The organism is Flavobacterium sp. (genome assembly GCF_044371705.1).
GTDB lineage: Bacteria > Bacteroidota > Bacteroidia > Flavobacteriales > Flavobacteriaceae > Flavobacterium.
This window is the reverse complement of record NZ_JBILTE010000060.1, coordinates 1-14,210: the sequence shown is the minus strand read 5'-3', so window position 1 is coordinate 14,210 and position 14,210 is coordinate 1. Positions and strand designations below refer to the sequence as shown.

18 protein-coding genes and 1 pseudogene are annotated in these 14,210 nt (G+C 34.0%); 9 read left to right on the top strand and 10 right to left on the bottom strand.

Annotation, left to right across the window (positions count from 1 at the left end):
• Positions 1–112: 112 nt before the first annotated feature.
• From ACIQ2S_RS05980 to msrA, 3 genes are all read right to left on the bottom strand, one after another.
• Positions 113–403, bottom strand: coding sequence for a hypothetical protein (locus tag ACIQ2S_RS05980; RefSeq protein ID WP_396173896.1), 291 nt, complete (start codon positions 401–403; stop codon positions 113–115).
• 41 nt (positions 404–444) lie between these two features.
• Positions 445–1,116 (bottom strand): GTP cyclohydrolase I FolE, encoded by a 672-nt coding sequence (gene folE, locus ACIQ2S_RS05975; protein ID WP_396173892.1) that lies wholly within the window; start codon positions 1,114–1,116, stop codon positions 445–447.
• Between the two features lie 68 nt (positions 1,117–1,184).
• Positions 1,185–1,733: a peptide-methionine (S)-S-oxide reductase MsrA gene (gene msrA, locus ACIQ2S_RS05970; RefSeq protein ID WP_396173900.1), complete on the bottom strand. Its 549-nt coding sequence runs from the start codon at positions 1,731–1,733 to the stop codon at positions 1,185–1,187.
• Positions 1,734–1,977: 244 nt separating this feature from the next.
• Between msrA and ACIQ2S_RS05965 the strand changes: the two genes are divergently transcribed.
• The 4 genes from ACIQ2S_RS05965 to ACIQ2S_RS05950 all read left to right on the top strand — a co-directional run bounded on the left by ACIQ2S_RS05965 (position 1,978) and on the right by ACIQ2S_RS05950 (position 5,315).
• Positions 1,978–2,673: an ABC transporter ATP-binding protein gene (locus ACIQ2S_RS05965; RefSeq protein ID WP_396173889.1), complete on the top strand. Its 696-nt coding sequence runs from the start codon at positions 1,978–1,980 to the stop codon at positions 2,671–2,673.
• Positions 2,673–3,437, top strand: coding sequence for a TIGR02757 family protein (locus tag ACIQ2S_RS05960; protein ID WP_396173886.1), 765 nt, complete (start codon positions 2,673–2,675; stop codon positions 3,435–3,437). The genes ACIQ2S_RS05965 and ACIQ2S_RS05960 overlap by 1 nt, the downstream gene beginning before the upstream one ends.
• A 73-nt stretch (positions 3,438–3,510) precedes the next feature.
• Positions 3,511–4,752 carry a peptidase T gene (gene pepT / locus ACIQ2S_RS05955; protein ID WP_396173884.1) on the top strand — a complete coding sequence of 414 codons (1,242 nt, stop codon included), beginning with the start codon at positions 3,511–3,513 and terminating at the stop codon, positions 4,750–4,752.
• A gap of 89 nt (positions 4,753–4,841) precedes the next feature.
• On the top strand, positions 4,842–5,315 hold the full coding sequence (locus tag ACIQ2S_RS05950) for a DUF1572 domain-containing protein (RefSeq protein WP_396173882.1): 474 nt from the start codon (positions 4,842–4,844) through the stop codon (positions 5,313–5,315).
• Between the two features lie 156 nt (positions 5,316–5,471).
• Here the strand turns inward: ACIQ2S_RS05950 and yajC are convergent, their stop codons facing one another.
• The 4 genes from yajC to ACIQ2S_RS05930 form a co-directional block, all read right to left on the bottom strand.
• Positions 5,472–5,747, bottom strand: a complete 276-nt coding sequence (gene yajC, locus ACIQ2S_RS05945) for a preprotein translocase subunit YajC (RefSeq protein ID WP_396173880.1) — start codon at positions 5,745–5,747, stop codon at positions 5,472–5,474.
• 7 nt (positions 5,748–5,754) lie between these two features.
• A complete protein-coding gene (locus ACIQ2S_RS05940) occupies positions 5,755–6,300 on the bottom strand; it encodes a DUF1573 domain-containing protein (RefSeq protein WP_396173877.1) in 546 nt (181 codons plus the stop codon).
• Positions 6,301–6,311: 11 nt separating this feature from the next.
• Positions 6,312–7,256, bottom strand: a complete 945-nt coding sequence (gene nusB / locus ACIQ2S_RS05935; RefSeq protein ID WP_396173875.1) for a transcription antitermination factor NusB — start codon at positions 7,254–7,256, stop codon at positions 6,312–6,314.
• 75 nt (positions 7,257–7,331) lie between these two features.
• Positions 7,332–8,435: a Glu/Leu/Phe/Val dehydrogenase gene (locus tag ACIQ2S_RS05930; protein ID WP_396173898.1), complete on the bottom strand. Its 1,104-nt coding sequence runs from the start codon at positions 8,433–8,435 to the stop codon at positions 7,332–7,334.
• A 203-nt stretch (positions 8,436–8,638) separates the two neighbouring features.
• On the opposite strand from ACIQ2S_RS05930, the gene ACIQ2S_RS05925 reads away from it, so the two are divergent.
• The gene (locus tag ACIQ2S_RS05925; RefSeq protein ID WP_396173872.1) at positions 8,639–10,396 is read left to right on the top strand and encodes an ABC transporter ATP-binding protein; all 1,758 of its coding nucleotides are present in this window, start codon (positions 8,639–8,641) and stop codon (positions 10,394–10,396) included.
• Positions 10,397–10,461: 65 nt separating this feature from the next.
• Positions 10,462–10,845 carry a PUR family DNA/RNA-binding protein gene (locus ACIQ2S_RS05920; protein ID WP_396173870.1) on the top strand — a complete coding sequence of 128 codons (384 nt, stop codon included), beginning with the start codon at positions 10,462–10,464 and terminating at the stop codon, positions 10,843–10,845.
• Positions 10,846–10,876: 31 nt separating this feature from the next.
• On the opposite strand, the gene ACIQ2S_RS05915 is transcribed toward ACIQ2S_RS05920, so the two are convergent.
• A complete protein-coding gene (locus tag ACIQ2S_RS05915; RefSeq protein WP_396173868.1) occupies positions 10,877–11,209 on the bottom strand; it encodes a tRNA-binding protein in 333 nt (110 codons plus the stop codon).
• A 95-nt stretch (positions 11,210–11,304) separates the two neighbouring features.
• Between ACIQ2S_RS05915 and ACIQ2S_RS05910 the strand changes: the two genes are divergently transcribed.
• Positions 11,305–11,862 (top strand): thioredoxin family protein, encoded by a 558-nt coding sequence (locus ACIQ2S_RS05910; RefSeq protein WP_396173865.1) that lies wholly within the window; start codon positions 11,305–11,307, stop codon positions 11,860–11,862.
• On the opposite strand, the gene ACIQ2S_RS05905 is transcribed toward ACIQ2S_RS05910, so the two are convergent.
• Both ACIQ2S_RS05905 and ACIQ2S_RS05900 read right to left on the bottom strand, forming a co-directional pair.
• Positions 11,863–12,411: a hypothetical protein gene (locus ACIQ2S_RS05905; RefSeq protein ID WP_396173863.1), complete on the bottom strand. Its 549-nt coding sequence runs from the start codon at positions 12,409–12,411 to the stop codon at positions 11,863–11,865. It abuts the gene before it with no gap.
• A gap of 131 nt (positions 12,412–12,542) precedes the next feature.
• The gene (locus ACIQ2S_RS05900) at positions 12,543–13,475 is read right to left on the bottom strand and encodes a peptidylprolyl isomerase (protein WP_396173861.1); all 933 of its coding nucleotides are present in this window, start codon (positions 13,473–13,475) and stop codon (positions 12,543–12,545) included.
• A gap of 91 nt (positions 13,476–13,566) precedes the next feature.
• Between ACIQ2S_RS05900 and ACIQ2S_RS05895 the strand changes: the two genes are divergently transcribed.
• Positions 13,567–14,016, top strand: a complete 450-nt coding sequence (locus tag ACIQ2S_RS05895; protein ID WP_396173859.1) for a DUF1569 domain-containing protein — start codon at positions 13,567–13,569, stop codon at positions 14,014–14,016.
• Between the two features lies 1 nt (position 14,017).
• A pseudogene (locus ACIQ2S_RS05890) lies at positions 14,018–14,210 on the top strand (SAM-dependent methyltransferase); the annotation flags it as partial.

The window sequence follows — 14,210 nt, the reverse complement described above, 5'->3', positions numbered from 1 at the left end:
TAAGGTTCTAAGGTTCTAAGGTTCTAAGGTTCTAAGGTTCTAAGGTTCTAAGGTTCTAAGGTTCTAAGGTTAAAATTAAAAAAAAATAGCTTCACGTTTGTGAAGCTATTTTTTAATTCTTTTTTATTACATAGGTATAAATCCATGTTAATGTAAATGTTGGAATAAAATCAAATCCGGGTAACAGCTCTTCTATAAATACTATAATTCCACCCACCGCTCCTGCATTACCTTTATACATTTTTAATAAAATCAAACCGGCTATCGGAGCCCAAATTACATCTGAAATAGGACCTAAAAAAGGGACTAAATACGACAACATTCCAACTCCGTCGAATAATAAACTAAGCCATAAATCTCTGGATTTATTACTGGGTTCAACTTTTTTAATTATTTCTGTCATCTTTGTTTTTTAATCACTTAAAAAACAAATGTAATGCCAAATTACTTATCTTGTTTCATTAAATTAAAAAAGTCATTTCTGTTTTCCTTTTCATTGAAAATTCCGCCATACTGAATAGTTGAAGTATAACTGGAACTATCTTTAATTCCTCGGCTGGAAACACACAAATGCTCGGCTTCAACCACAACAATTACATCTTCGGTATTTAGCACTGTTTTTAATTCGTTGAAAATTTGCATAATCATACGTTCCTGCACTTGTGGACGACGAGCATAATAATCAACAATACGGTTTAACTTTGACAAACCAATCACTTTTCCGTTCGAAACATAACCAATGTGAGCTTTACCTATAATTGGTAAAAAATGGTGTTCACAAGTGGAGTTAAAACTAATATTTGCCTCCACCAACATTTTATCATAATTGTAACTGTTTTCAAAAACGGAAATTTTCGGTTTATTGGCAGGATTTAAACCACTAAAAATTTCTTGAATAAACATTTTAGCCACACGGTGGGGTGTTCCTTGTAAACTATCATCGGTCATATCCAGACCCATTTCTTCCATGATAATTTTAAAATGTTTTTCAATAGTTGTCATTTTTTCTGCATCCGACTTTACGAATGCATCCGGACGAAGAGGCGTTTCGGCAGATGTCATTTGATGATTGTCCCCCAAAAGTTCAAATAATTCTTTTTCTAATAATGTGTTCATAGCTAATTTTTTAATTATTTTCAATGCTTCCTACTAAGCTGTTCAGATAATCAACGAACTCTGGGTAGTTAATTTTTTAATTTTTCTTTATAATTCTTTCTTAATTTTTCAATTTTAGGTGTAATTACATAGCTACAATACGACTGTGTTTTGTTGCCATTGTAATAATTTTGATGGTAATCTTCCGCCTCATAAAAAACGGATGCAGGAGAAATTCGTGTCACAATCGGATTCGAAAATGTTTTTTCTTTCGTCATTAAAGCAATGTAATCTTCCGTTAATTTCTTTTGAGCATCCGAATAATAAAACACCTCACTGCGGTATTGTGTGCCTACATCATTTCCTTGTCTATTTAGTGTTGTTGGATCATGTGTAGCAAAAAATATTTCCAATAATTCACCAAAGGACACTATTTTAGGGTCGAAAGTTATCTGTATTGCTTCGGCATGTCCTGTTGTTCCTGTACAAATATCTTTATACGTAGGATTGGTTGTTGTTCCTCCTATGTAGCCGGAAACAACTTTAGAAACACCTTTTAATTCTAAAAATATAGCTTCGGTACACCAAAAACAGCCACCTGCTAGCGTTGCCACTTCCATTCCTTTTTCTACATTCATTGGTATTGGTTCTTTAGTTATTGCAAAAGTTGATTTTTTATCCTGCGATTGGCAAGAGAATTGAATTAAGACGATTAGTAAGCCAAGAATGTATTTCATAACCTATTTTTTGTTTAACAAATATACGATAATATTAAACACATATTATTCTTTAACGAATAATTATAAATTATTAAACCATAATAAAAACGGAAGACGTTTCAAATTCCTTAAAAACTTTGTTTCTTTGTAGAAACAGAATTGTATGATACAAGCAAGAAACATCCATAAATTTTTTGATCAACTTCATGTGTTAAAAGGTGTTCATCTTCACATTACCAAAGGAGAAATCATTGCAATTGTTGGAGCTTCCGGTGCAGGTAAAACAACATTGCTACAAATTTTAGGTACTTTAGAAAAGCCATCAACAGGTTATGAAAGTCAACTTGTAATTGATGGTGAGAATATTTTGCAATTCAATGATAATCAATTATCAAAATTTAGAAATCTTAAGTTAGGTTTCATTTTTCAATTTCATCAATTACTTCCGGAATTCACAGCTTTAGAAAATGTTTGTATTCCTGCATTTATTGCCAAAAAAGATAAAAAAGCAACCGAAGCAGAAGCAACTAAATTATTGGAATATCTTGGATTAAAAGAAAGAATGCATCACAAGCCCAATGAATTATCAGGTGGCGAGCAACAGCGTGTAGCGGTTGCAAGAGCATTAATTAATAAACCGGCGGTGATATTTGCTGATGAACCTTCCGGGAATTTAGATACAGAATCCGCCAATCATTTGCATCAGCTGTTTTTTAAACTTCGGGAAGAAATGGGACAAACATTTGTCATTGTCACCCACAACGAAGAACTAGCAAATATGGCCGACCGAAAATTGGTAATGAAAGACGGTTGTATTGTTAAGCATCCGGTTAAAGATTTTACAGCAATAGTAAAATAATGAACGAATCAGAACTCAAAGACTTTCTTGACGAAAAGGTAGACTTGTACAACCATCCCAACTTTATTGAAAGTGATCCCATTCAGATTCCGCATTTATATTCATTAAAAAAAGATATTGAAATTGCAGGTTTTTTATCTGCAACAATTGCATGGGGCAATCGAAAAATGATTATCACCAATGCAAAAAAAATGATGGAATTGATGGGTAACTCCCCTTACGATTTTGTCATGAATCACCAAGAACATCATTTGGAAGGTCTGGAAAATTTTGTACATCGAACTTTTAACGGAGTTGATTTTCAAACTTTTATTCAGTCTTTGCAACATATTTATAAAAATCACGGCGGATTAGAAGCCGTATTTGCTAAGAACCAATCAGTATCCGATTTACAAAAAAGTATTTCCGCTTTTAAAAAAGTTTTTTTTGAAATCCCCCATTTATCGCGAACCGAAAAACATATTTCTGACCCGATGAACAATTCCGCTGCAAAAAGAATCAACATGTTTCTCCGTTGGATGGTTCGCCAAGATACAAACGGAGTTGATTTAGGTATATGGAAAACTATTTCTCCCGCTCAGCTCTCCTGCCCTCTTGATATACATTCGGGCAATGTGGCCAGAAAATTAGGATTGTTATCCAGAAAACAAAACGATGGAAAAGCATTGGCTGAATTAGATAGTAATTTACGAAAATTTGACCCAAACGATCCGGTAAAATATGATTTTGCACTTTTTGGTTTGGGTGTTTTTGAAGGATTTTAATTGAATTGTTAACACTGAAATAGCCATCGGTTTAGTATCTTTGTTACTATATATCTATCAAAAATTCATTTTTATGCAACATATTATTGATCGGTTTATCAGTTATGTAACTGTAGATACCGAATCTGATCCCAACTCAGAAACAACTCCCAGTTCAAAAAAACAATGGGACTTAGCCAACCAATTAGTTGAAGAATTAAAAAACATTGGTATGGAAGACGTGACCATTGATGACAAAGCTTACATCATGGCCACTTTACCAAGTAACGTATCTCATGAAGTACCTGTCATTGGTTTTGTTTCGCATTTTGACACCACGCCTGATTTTACAGGTGCCAATGTAAAACCACAAATAATAGAAAATTACAACGGAAAAGATATTGTTTTAAATGCAGAACAAAATATCGTTTTGTCACCTTCTTATTTTAAAGATTTATTGCAATACAAAGGTCAGACCCTTATCACTACTGACGGAACAACCTTGTTAGGTGCTGATGATAAAGCCGGAATCACTGAAATCGTTACGGCAATGGAATACCTAATTCAACATCCGGAAATCAAACACGGGAAAATACGTGTTGGTTTTACTCCTGATGAAGAAATTGGTCGTGGTGCTCATCATTTTGATGTGGAGAAATTTGGAGCTGATTGGGGATATACCATGGATGGAAGTCAGATTGGCGAATTAGAATATGAAAATTTCAATGCGGCGGGAGCAAAAATTACTTTTAAAGGTAAAAGTGTTCATCCAGGCTATGCCAAAGGAAAAATGATTAATTCGATGCTTTTGGCTTCTAAATTTATTTCTAAATTACCTAAAAAAGAAGTGCCAGAAGAGACTAAAGATTACGAGGGATTCTTTCATGTAACTGGCTTAACAGGAAGTATTGAAGAAAGTACCGTTTCTTTAATTATTAGAGATCACGATAAAAAGTTATTCAAAAAAAGAAAAGACTTTTTACACGAATTGACAGCAAAATTCAACAAGAAATACAAAAAACAATTTGGTGAAGATATCGCTATTATTGAAATAAAAGATCAGTATTACAATATGAAAGAAAAGGTAGAACCCGTTTTTCATATTGTAAAAATTGCAGAAAAAGCAATGAAAAAGTTGAATATCCAGCCAATCATTAAACCTATTCGTGGTGGAACTGATGGTTGTCAGCTTTCTTACAAAGGCTTGCCTTGCCCGAATATCTTTGCGGGTGGACATAATTTTCATGGAAAATATGAATATGTTCCTGTGGAAAGCATGCAAAAAGCAGTGGAGGTAATTGTAAAAATTGCAGAACTCACGGCAGAAAAGAAATAGATTTTTATTGATTAATTGCCGCTGATTCCCTGATTATAGTTATTTTTAATCTGTGAATCAGTGGCATTTTTTATTTAACTATATTTTTTATGAACGCAATCAAACAACTAGCAAAACATTATCGTGAGGTACATTTTGGAGGCAATTGGACAGCTGTAAACTTAAAAGAAACTTTGGCTGATGTAACTTGGGAGCAAGCAACAACAAAGCTACACGATTTGAACACCATTGCAGTATTGGTGTTTCATATCAACTATTATGTGCAGCCAATAATTAATGGAATCGATGGGGAGCCATTGGATGCAAGCGATAAATACAGTTTCGACCTTCCATCGATCACAACTGAAACTGAATGGCAAGAGTTGATTCAAAAAGCCTTAAATGATGCTGAAAATTTAGCCGCAAAAATTGAAATGATTGATGAATCTAAATTATTTGAAGATTTTTCAGACCCAAAATATGGTAGTTTTTATAGAAATTTATTGGGAATTATTGAACACACGCATTATCATTTGGGACAAATTTCGTTGATTAAGAAACTTTTGCAAGTACAGAAGTCCTAATAGCCGCTGATTCGCTGATTAATTGTAAGATCAACTGGCTACTCTTTACCGTAAAATGAATAGAAGTAGTCACCCTTAGCAATTTAATTTAAAAAAAAACCGATGCCATTAGTAGGCATCGGTTCAATTGATAAGTATAGCAAGTATTTGTTCTATTTATTTCTTCTCTACAAGCTTTGCACTCATTTCCATTGAAATAGCGGAACGTTCCATTTTTAATTTTCCTGACATTGTTTCTAAAACAATTGTTCCTTCTGAAACTTCTGCAATTTTTCCGTGTAAACCACTTTTAGTAATGATTTTATCACCTACTTTTAAGTTGCTTTCAAATTCTTTTTCTTGTTTCGCTCTTTTTTGTTGCGGTCTGATCATGAAGAAATAAATGACCACGAACATTAGTAAAAAAGGCAATAATGATTGTAAATTTTCCATTGTTTATTTATTGATTAGTTGGTGTTGCGGTTACGGCAGACGCTTTAGGCAAAACATTTGCTTTTATGGTCAAAACGTCGGAGCCTTGTTGAGTGTTACAAGTTATATTCACTGATTTTTGTTGCATTCCAGGCTTTCCGGCACTATCGAAAGAGACCTTCATTTTACCTGTTTTACCAGGTTTTATTGGCTCTTTGGTAAATTCCGGCACGGTACAACCGCATGAAGCTTGAGCGTTTGTTATAATCAAATCAGCTTCGCCGGTATTTGTAAAAACAAAAACCGTTTCTACTTTGGCACCTTCTTTAATTTCACCAAAATCATGTTCTTTTTTATTAAAAGAAAGAGTTGGAAATTTTCCGCTGGTTACCTGTGGTTGTGCCTGAATTAACTCACTTTCCGCGGGGACAGGAGCATCCGTTTTTTGAGATACAGCAGTTACTGCATTCATGTTTACATCTTGACTCTTTGGATCTACTTTAGAAAGTGCATCCTCTTTACATGAAATAGCGAACGAAAGAATAAAAGCTGTGAGTACAATTTTTTTAATCATAGTTAATAATATTACATTAAACCTCTACCTGTTTTATTTAGTTTTTTTGTTTTTTCAAAATCTTTGACCAAATTATCTAAAATTCCGTTGATAAACAAACTGCTTTTTGGTGTTGCATATTCTTTAGCAATTTCCAAATATTCATTAATAGTTACTTTTATTGGAATGGATGGAAACCGCAAAAATTCACAGATTGCCATTTTCAACATGATGGTATCCACTTCCGAAATACGTTCCGGATCCCAATTGGGAGTACGATCTGTAAATTCTTTGGCTAATTCATTTTCATTCAGAACAGTCTTTTTGAACAGTTCTTTGGCAAAATCAAGATCTTCTGCATCTTTAAATAATGTTGGAACAATAAATGATTTTTCATCTGAAACAGCAATCAATTTTAATTGCTTTAAAATGTAAGTATTAATAACAGGAATGTCATCCACCCAAGTGAGTCGGTGATCTTCTAAATAATCATATAACTTTTCGTTGGGAGCAATTACTTCAGAGAACAAATCCATTACAAATTGCTTATCGCCTTCAAAGGAATTGATGCGATTGGACATGTATGTTTTGTAAATGATACTGCTTTTTATGGATTCAAGCAGTATTACAATAACGTCGTCGTTTAAGTTCCAATTTGTAATCTTGTGTTTTTCAATGGCCGCTGCTAATAATTTGTTACCGGCCAGAAAATTTAGCACACTATTTTTGACAAATTTTCGATTTGGATTCAATTCTTCAGAGGTTGCCAAGTGCTTTTTACTCGATAAATCAAGAAATATTTCTTCTTTATTTCTAACTTCAATTAAAGTTGAAATCATGATCAAATACAATTCCAGAACGTCTTCCATACTGGATAAAAGAAACTTTTGTTCTTTCATTAAATCATCTGACCCACTTTGATGCATTGCATAAATGGTTTGCAAAACTTTAACCCGGATATGTCTTCTGTTTAACACTTTGTAAGAACTTTTTAAATTAGTGACGCCAGTTAAGGCGTCACAAAAGTAGGAATATATCGTAACTTAAAAAAACTATTTCTGCATTTCTTTTTTACGCTGGTTGATTCGGTTTTGAGCAAAAGTTAATGCCGCGGCATGCGTTGTGATGTTATGTTTCACAGCGTAATCAAAAATTTCTAAGGTAGTATTGTAGATATTTTCAGTACGACGCAATGATTCTGCTTTGTCATATTTTTCAATTTCAGCATAAACATTAATGATGCCACCCGCATTAATTAAGAAATCAGGAGCATATAAAATGCCGCGTTCCTGAAGAATTTTTCCGTGTTTATTTTCGTCCGCCAATTGATTATTGGCAGCACCTGCAACAATAGAGGCTTTTATTTTATAAACCGAATCATCATTGATAGTTGCACCCAAAGCACAAGGAGCATAAATATCCACATCTGCACTATATAAATCAGTACCCGTAAAAATTTGAACACCGTATTTGGCCGCTACTTCTTGTAAACGCGATTCGCTAATATCAGCAATGGTAACAATTGCTCCTTCTTTGACCAAATAATCTACTAAAGTAACACCTACATTTCCGATTCCTTGTACCAACACTTTTTTACCGGCAAGTGAATCAGAACCATATTTATATTTTGCAGAAGCTTTCATTCCCATATAAACGCCATAAGCAGTTACAGGAGAAGGATTTCCAGAACCACCTTTCGATTCAGAAATACCTGTTACATAAGGTGTCACTTCATGAACGGTATCCATGTCTTCTGTTTGCATCCCAACATCTTCTGCAGTTATGTATTTTCCGCTTAACGAATGTACAAATTCGCCAAACTTACGCATTAGTTCAGGTGTTTTTTGCGTTTTAGCATCACCAATAATCACTGCTTTTCCACCTCCTAAATTCAAACCTGCAACAGCCGACTTAAAAGTCATTCCACGTGATAAACGCAATACATCATTCAAAGCTTCCCACTCATTGGTGTAATTCCACATTCTGGTACCTCCCAAAGCAGGTCCTAAAACCCTGTTATGAATACCAATTATTGCTTTTAAACCAGTATCTTTGTCGTTGCAAAAAACAATTTGCTCGTGATCGTCAAAGGAAACTTGACCAAAAACAGGATCCATCTTGTGAAGATCTTTTAAAGGGACTAATTCTGCTACCATCATGTAAAGTTTAAATGTAAAAAATTATCATTTTGTCAATAAGACTAGGCAAAAGTAGAATTAAAATTAACTTTCTACAATATATTAGGCAAAATTTAGTAATATGACAATAAGCATGTGATTTTGTAATCATTGATTTATTTATTATTAGCTGTAAAATTTAACAAATAAAAGCAATTAAAACCAAAGAATCTTTTGAATTTATGAAAGAACTTCAATATTTAAACAAATACTTTGTCAAATATAAATACCGATTTTTATTAGGAATATTTATCACCATCGTTGCTCAGATATTTTTAATCTTTACACCTAAATTAGTAAGTAACTCAATTTCATCTATTCAAGAATTCGCTGCATTAGGTTTGGACAAAGAACTTATTTCAAAGAAGTTAACCCAAAACTTTATATTAATTGTTGTCACGGCAATTATTGGCGGGGCTCTTACTTTTTTCAAGCGTCAAACCCTCATTGTAATGTCTAGACATATTGAATTTGATTTAAAAAACGAAGTGTTCAAACATTACGAAGTCTTGAGCCAGAATTTTTATAAATCTAACAGAACAGGTGACTTAATGAACCGTATTTCTGAAGATGTGAGTAAAGTTCGAAATTATGTAGGTCCCGCAGTGATGTACTCAATAGATACATTTATACGGTTTTCAATCATCATTATTTTTATGTATAATGCATCACCTAAACTAACATTTTACACCTTACTTCCGCTACCGCTTCTCTCCTATTGTATTTACAAATTGAGCAGCGAGATTAATAAACGAAGTACGCTTTTTCAACAAAATCTATCCAATTTATCCAGTTTTTCCCAAGAAATATTTTCGGGTATTCGAGTCATCAAAGCCTATTCTTTAGAAAATCAAAACCAAAAAGATTTTGCTACTCTTTCGGAAGAAAGTCGTACAAAAAACATGAAGTTAGCTGAAGTGAATTCCTTATTCGGTCCACTTATGTTGCTACTCATCGGACTGAGTAATTTAGTGGTGATTTTTGTTGGCGGTATGATGTATATAGATGGCTCTATTAAAAGTATTGGTACCATTGCCGAGTTTATCTTATATGTAAATATGCTCACATGGCCGGTAGCATCGATTGGGTGGGTTTCCTCATTGGTTCAAGAAGCTGAAGCCTCTCAAAAACGAATCAATGAATTTTTAAAGATTGAACCTGAAATCAAAAATAATGTAACACCTCGAACTCCTGTTCAAGGCTCTATTGCTTTCAAAAATGTAAGTTATACTTATAAAGATACAGCTATTGAAGGCTTAATAGACATTTCATTTACAGTAAACAAAGGCGAAACACTCGCAATATTAGGTAAAACAGGTTCCGGTAAATCAACCATTTTATCTTTGATTTGTCGATTGTATGACATTGAAAAAGGTGAAATTCTCATTGATGGTATAAAGATTAACAAAGTCAACTTGATTGATTTAAGAGAAAGTATCGGTATTGTTCCACAAGATGCCTTTTTGTTTTCGGATACTATAAAAAATAACATCAAGTTTGGTAAAGAAACTGCCACAGATGAGGAAGTGATAGAAGCAGCCAAAAATGCGGTAGTTCACGACAATATCATCCACTTTAAAAATCAGTACGAAACCATTTTGGGCGAACGAGGGATCACGCTTTCCGGAGGTCAAAAACAACGTGTATCAATTGCCCGAGCCATTATCAAAAACCCGGAAATATTATTGTTTGACGATTGTCTTTCGGCAGTAGATACCGAAACTGAAGAAGCCATTTTAAACAACCTTTTTGCTATTTGCAAAGACAAAACGACCATAATTGTTAGTCATCGTGTTTCATCTGCCAAAAATGCAGATAAAATTATCATTTTAGAAGATGGCCAAATTTTACAACAAGGAACTCATAATCAATTAATAAACCAAGAAGGTTATTACAAGGAACTCTATTTCAAACAACTTTCGGAAAAAGAATTGTTATAAAATTTTTGTTTATTCATTTATTTTTTAGATTTTTGGTTGAAACAATATTAATTGATAGAAAGATTATGAGAGAAAATGACATGTTAGAAAAAGAAGAAATTTTTTCTAAAGTTTTGAGAGCAGGTCGACGCACTTACTTCTTTGATGTACGCTCTACAAAAGCTGACGATTATTACATCACGATTACTGAAAGCAAAAAATTCACTGAAGAAGATGGTTCGTTCCACTTCAAAAAACACAAAATTTATCTGTACAAAGAAGATTTTGCAGCTTTTAGAGATATTTTAGACGAAATGACTGCTTTTGTTTTAGATAATAAAGGTGAAGAAGTAATCTCAGAAAGACATCAAAGAGATTTCAAAAAAGAGTATCCTGCAGACGAAGAGCCAACGGCTGAATCCAGTCCGGCTAACACAAGTTTTACGGACATCGATTTTGATGATATTTAAAAAAAGATCCACTTTTCGAAGTGGTTTTTTTTTAAGCTATTCGTAAACCGTTTTTCACTATAAAATCGGGATGCAATAATATCACTTCACCATTTTCCCCTACGGCTCCTAAAACCAAACATTCGCTCATAAATTTCCCTATCTGTTTTTTTGGGAAGTTAACAACGGCAACTATTTGACGACCAACTAATTCTTCTTTGGTATAACGTTGGGTGATTTGAGCTGAAGTTTTTAAAATGCCCAACGATTCTCCAAAATCGATATGCAACTGATAAGCGGGTTTTCGAGCTTCGGGAAAATCATCTGCTTTTAAAATAGTTCCCACTCGCATTTCAACTTTTTCAAATTCTTCCCAACTTAACATAGTCGTACATTTTATATTGACGTTAAATTTATAAAAAATTGATTTCAATCCACTTCCTTTTTCATAACTTTAGCATTCATTCAAATCTATTTACAATGGCACAAACAGCATCCACAATGCAAACAATTGGAACACTTGCACCCAATTTTTACTTAAAAGATACCAATTCGGCTTATTCTTTGAGTTACGACGACATAAAAGGTGAAAAAGGAACTCTTGTCATGTTTATCTGCAATCACTGTCCGTTTGTACACCATGTAATGGATGAAATTCTTTTGATAGCCAATGATTATCGAGTACAAGGAATTGGAATAGTGGCCATTTCAAGTAATGACGTTGAAAAATATCCCCAAGACAGTCCGGAATTAATGACGGAATATGCCTTTGAAAACAGTTTTGAATTTCCCTATTTGTTTGATTACACGCAAGAAGTAGCCAAAGCCTATGGTGCCGCTTGTACACCTGATTTCTTTTTATTTGATTCACAAAATCGATTGGTTTATCGCGGACAATTGGATGATTCCCGACCTGGAAATGGAATTCCACTAAGTGGTAGTGATTTAAGAGGTGCGATTGACAGTTTGTTGTACAACAGAGTCATCAACCCCGTTCAAAAACCAAGTATCGGATGCGGAATTAAATGGAAAATGTAATTATTTTTTAAGTTCCAAAAAAACTTCAATCGGACGATTGGTTCGCGGTCCGAATTGTTGTGCTTGTCGTTCATTTTCGGAAGAACACAGTACATACATATTAAAAGGAAATAATTGGATCAATTGTGTTTCAAATTCACCGCCGTTTTCTTTTCCGTCAATATCTTGTACTTTCAAATAGTAATTTTCTGCTTTAAAAGTGTTGGTTACAGAAAGTAGATACTGGTCTTTTGCAAATGGAAAAAACCAACGACTATCGGGAGCGTCATTGGCAACTTTGGCTCCGGTATTGTCAATTTTATAATTCATCGAAAACACCAACGGTTCATTTCGTTTGGTCCAACTTAAAAGATTATTTATATTAAAGACTTCTCTTCCTAAACTATCCGCTAACGAAATTCGTAGATTTTTGATGGTTTCTGATTGACCTTTTTCATGCACTTTCACAACCAAATAAGAGGTAAAATCATACCCGCAATGCTGGCCAGTAATTACCTGAGCTTTTGCAGTAGCTGCAACCAATAGCAGAAATATTAAAAGTAAACGCATAGTAAAATTAATCATGTAAAGGTACGAAAGCAAAAGCTATTCCAAAAAAAAACAAAGCAGTCATTTCTGACTACTTTGCCTATCTTTAAAATTTATAGTATAAAATGGTCTGACGGTACCTCTGTAGTAAACTATCTAACATCCATTAATTCTACATCAAAAATCAACGTTGCGTCTGGTGGAATTACACCTCCCGCACCACGTGATCCGTAACCTAAAAACGACGGAATTACAAAACGGGCTTTGTCACCCACTTGTAGTAATTGAATACCTTCATCCCATCCTTCGATGACGTGACCCTTTCCTAACGGAAAATCAATTGGTTGCTTTCTTTTGTAAGACGAGTCAAAAACCACTCCATTTTCAAGAGAACCGGAATAGTGTACGGAAACAGTTTTTCCCTTTTCCGCTTGTTTTCCATTTCCTTTTTGAATGATTTTATATCGTAAACCGCTTGCTGTTTTTTCAAAGCCTGCAGCCAATTTTTCCAAAGCAGCTTCCGCTTTTGCTTTTTCGTCTGCTATTCTTTTTTCTCGAGAACCTTCAAATGTTCTGAAAGCTTCAATGGCATTCCATTTTTGAGCGTCGTCACCTACTCTGATAATTTCTAAAGTTTCCAAAACATCCCCTTGAGCAATTGCATCTACAACTTCTTGACCTTCTATTACATTTCCAAAAACAGTGTGTTTTTTATCTAACCAAGGAGTTGCCACGTGCGTGATAAAGAACTGTGAACCATTTGATCCAGGTCCTGCGTTTGCCATTGACAACACACCAGGTCCGTCATGACGCAAATCAGGATGAAACTCATCGTCAAATTGGTAACCCGGTCCGCCGGTTCCTAACCCTTGTGGACATCCACCTTGAATCATAAAATCTGTAATTACTCGATGAAATTTTAACCCATCGTAATACCTGTTGCCCATTGGTTTAGCTTCATTTTCTAACTGACCTTCAGCTAGACCAACAAAATTCCCAACCGTTCCCGGTGTTTTATCGTGTGTCAATTTGACTAAAATTGCTCCTTTAGTTGTATTGAATTTAGCGTAAATTCCGTTTTCCATTTTTTCCGTTTTTTAATTGAGGAGCAAATTTAATATATTATTGTTGATTAACCTTAAAATTGTATTTTTGAATAATACTAAAATGTAAATGATGGCTTCAATTTTTGATAAAAACGACAATAATTTAATCATTAGCAGAATAAATGCATTAACTCCCGAAACACAACCTTTGTGGGGAAAAATGAATGTGGGTCAAATGCTTTCTCATTGTCAAGCACCAATTGATGTGGCTTTTGGTGATGCAAAATTAAGATCGAATTTTGTTTTTTTACTATTGGGAAGGATTTTTAAAAAGAAAATCCTAGCTGCTCCAAAGTTTAAGAAAAATTCAATGACCGAACCCAGTTTTATTAGAACAGATGCCTATGATTTTGAAAAAACAAAAACCGAATTGATAGCAAGAATAACAAGGTTTGCTGATGAAGGAACGGCTTGTATCAAAATTGATAAGCATCCTTTTTTTGGAAAAATGACTTTTGAAGAATGGGATAATTTGCAGTGGAAGCACTTAAATCATCACTTAAAACAATTCGGCGTATAAAATGGAAAATTTACCTGATTACATAAATAGCAATAAAGAAACTTGGAACAATAAAACAGTCGTTCACATTATTTCTGATTTCTATAATAATGCAGCATTTTTACAAGGAAAATCTTCTTTAAATTCTATTGAAACGGATTTATTAGGTGATGTCTCCGATAAAAAAGTACTGCATCTTCAATGTCATTTCGGGC

Bases quoted from the DNA above. Each gene is read 5' to 3' on its own strand.
- pepT (WP_396173884.1), top strand. From the start codon at position 3,511: ATGCAACATATTATTGATCGGTTTATCAGTTATGTAACTGTAGATACC.
- ACIQ2S_RS05910 (WP_396173865.1), top strand. From the start codon at position 11,305: ATGGCACAAACAGCATCCACAATGCAAACAATTGGAACACTTGCACCC.
- ACIQ2S_RS05915 (WP_396173868.1), bottom strand. From the start codon at position 11,209: ATGTTAAGTTGGGAAGAATTTGAAAAAGTTGAAATGCGAGTGGGAACT.
- msrA (WP_396173900.1), bottom strand. From the start codon at position 1,733: ATGAATGTAGAAAAAGGAATGGAAGTGGCAACGCTAGCAGGTGGCTGT.
- ACIQ2S_RS05905 (WP_396173863.1), bottom strand. From the start codon at position 12,411: ATGCGTTTACTTTTAATATTTCTGCTATTGGTTGCAGCTACTGCAAAA.
- ACIQ2S_RS05980 (WP_396173896.1), bottom strand. From the start codon at position 403: ATGACAGAAATAATTAAAAAAGTTGAACCCAGTAATAAATCCAGAGAT.
- ACIQ2S_RS05895 (WP_396173859.1), top strand. From the start codon at position 13,567: ATGGCTTCAATTTTTGATAAAAACGACAATAATTTAATCATTAGCAGA.
- ACIQ2S_RS05960 (WP_396173886.1), top strand. From the start codon at position 2,673: ATGAACGAATCAGAACTCAAAGACTTTCTTGACGAAAAGGTAGACTTG.
- ACIQ2S_RS05925 (WP_396173872.1), top strand. From the start codon at position 8,639: ATGAAAGAACTTCAATATTTAAACAAATACTTTGTCAAATATAAATAC.
- ACIQ2S_RS05940 (WP_396173877.1), bottom strand. From the start codon at position 6,300: ATGATTAAAAAAATTGTACTCACAGCTTTTATTCTTTCGTTCGCTATT.
- ACIQ2S_RS05965 (WP_396173889.1), top strand. From the start codon at position 1,978: ATGATACAAGCAAGAAACATCCATAAATTTTTTGATCAACTTCATGTG.
- ACIQ2S_RS05900 (WP_396173861.1), bottom strand. From the start codon at position 13,475: ATGGAAAACGGAATTTACGCTAAATTCAATACAACTAAAGGAGCAATT.
- folE (WP_396173892.1), bottom strand. From the start codon at position 1,116: ATGAACACATTATTAGAAAAAGAATTATTTGAACTTTTGGGGGACAAT.
- ACIQ2S_RS05930 (WP_396173898.1), bottom strand. From the start codon at position 8,435: ATGGTAGCAGAATTAGTCCCTTTAAAAGATCTTCACAAGATGGATCCT.
- ACIQ2S_RS05950 (WP_396173882.1), top strand. From the start codon at position 4,842: ATGAACGCAATCAAACAACTAGCAAAACATTATCGTGAGGTACATTTT.
- ACIQ2S_RS05920 (WP_396173870.1), top strand. From the start codon at position 10,462: ATGAGAGAAAATGACATGTTAGAAAAAGAAGAAATTTTTTCTAAAGTT.
- yajC (WP_396173880.1), bottom strand. From the start codon at position 5,747: ATGGAAAATTTACAATCATTATTGCCTTTTTTACTAATGTTCGTGGTC.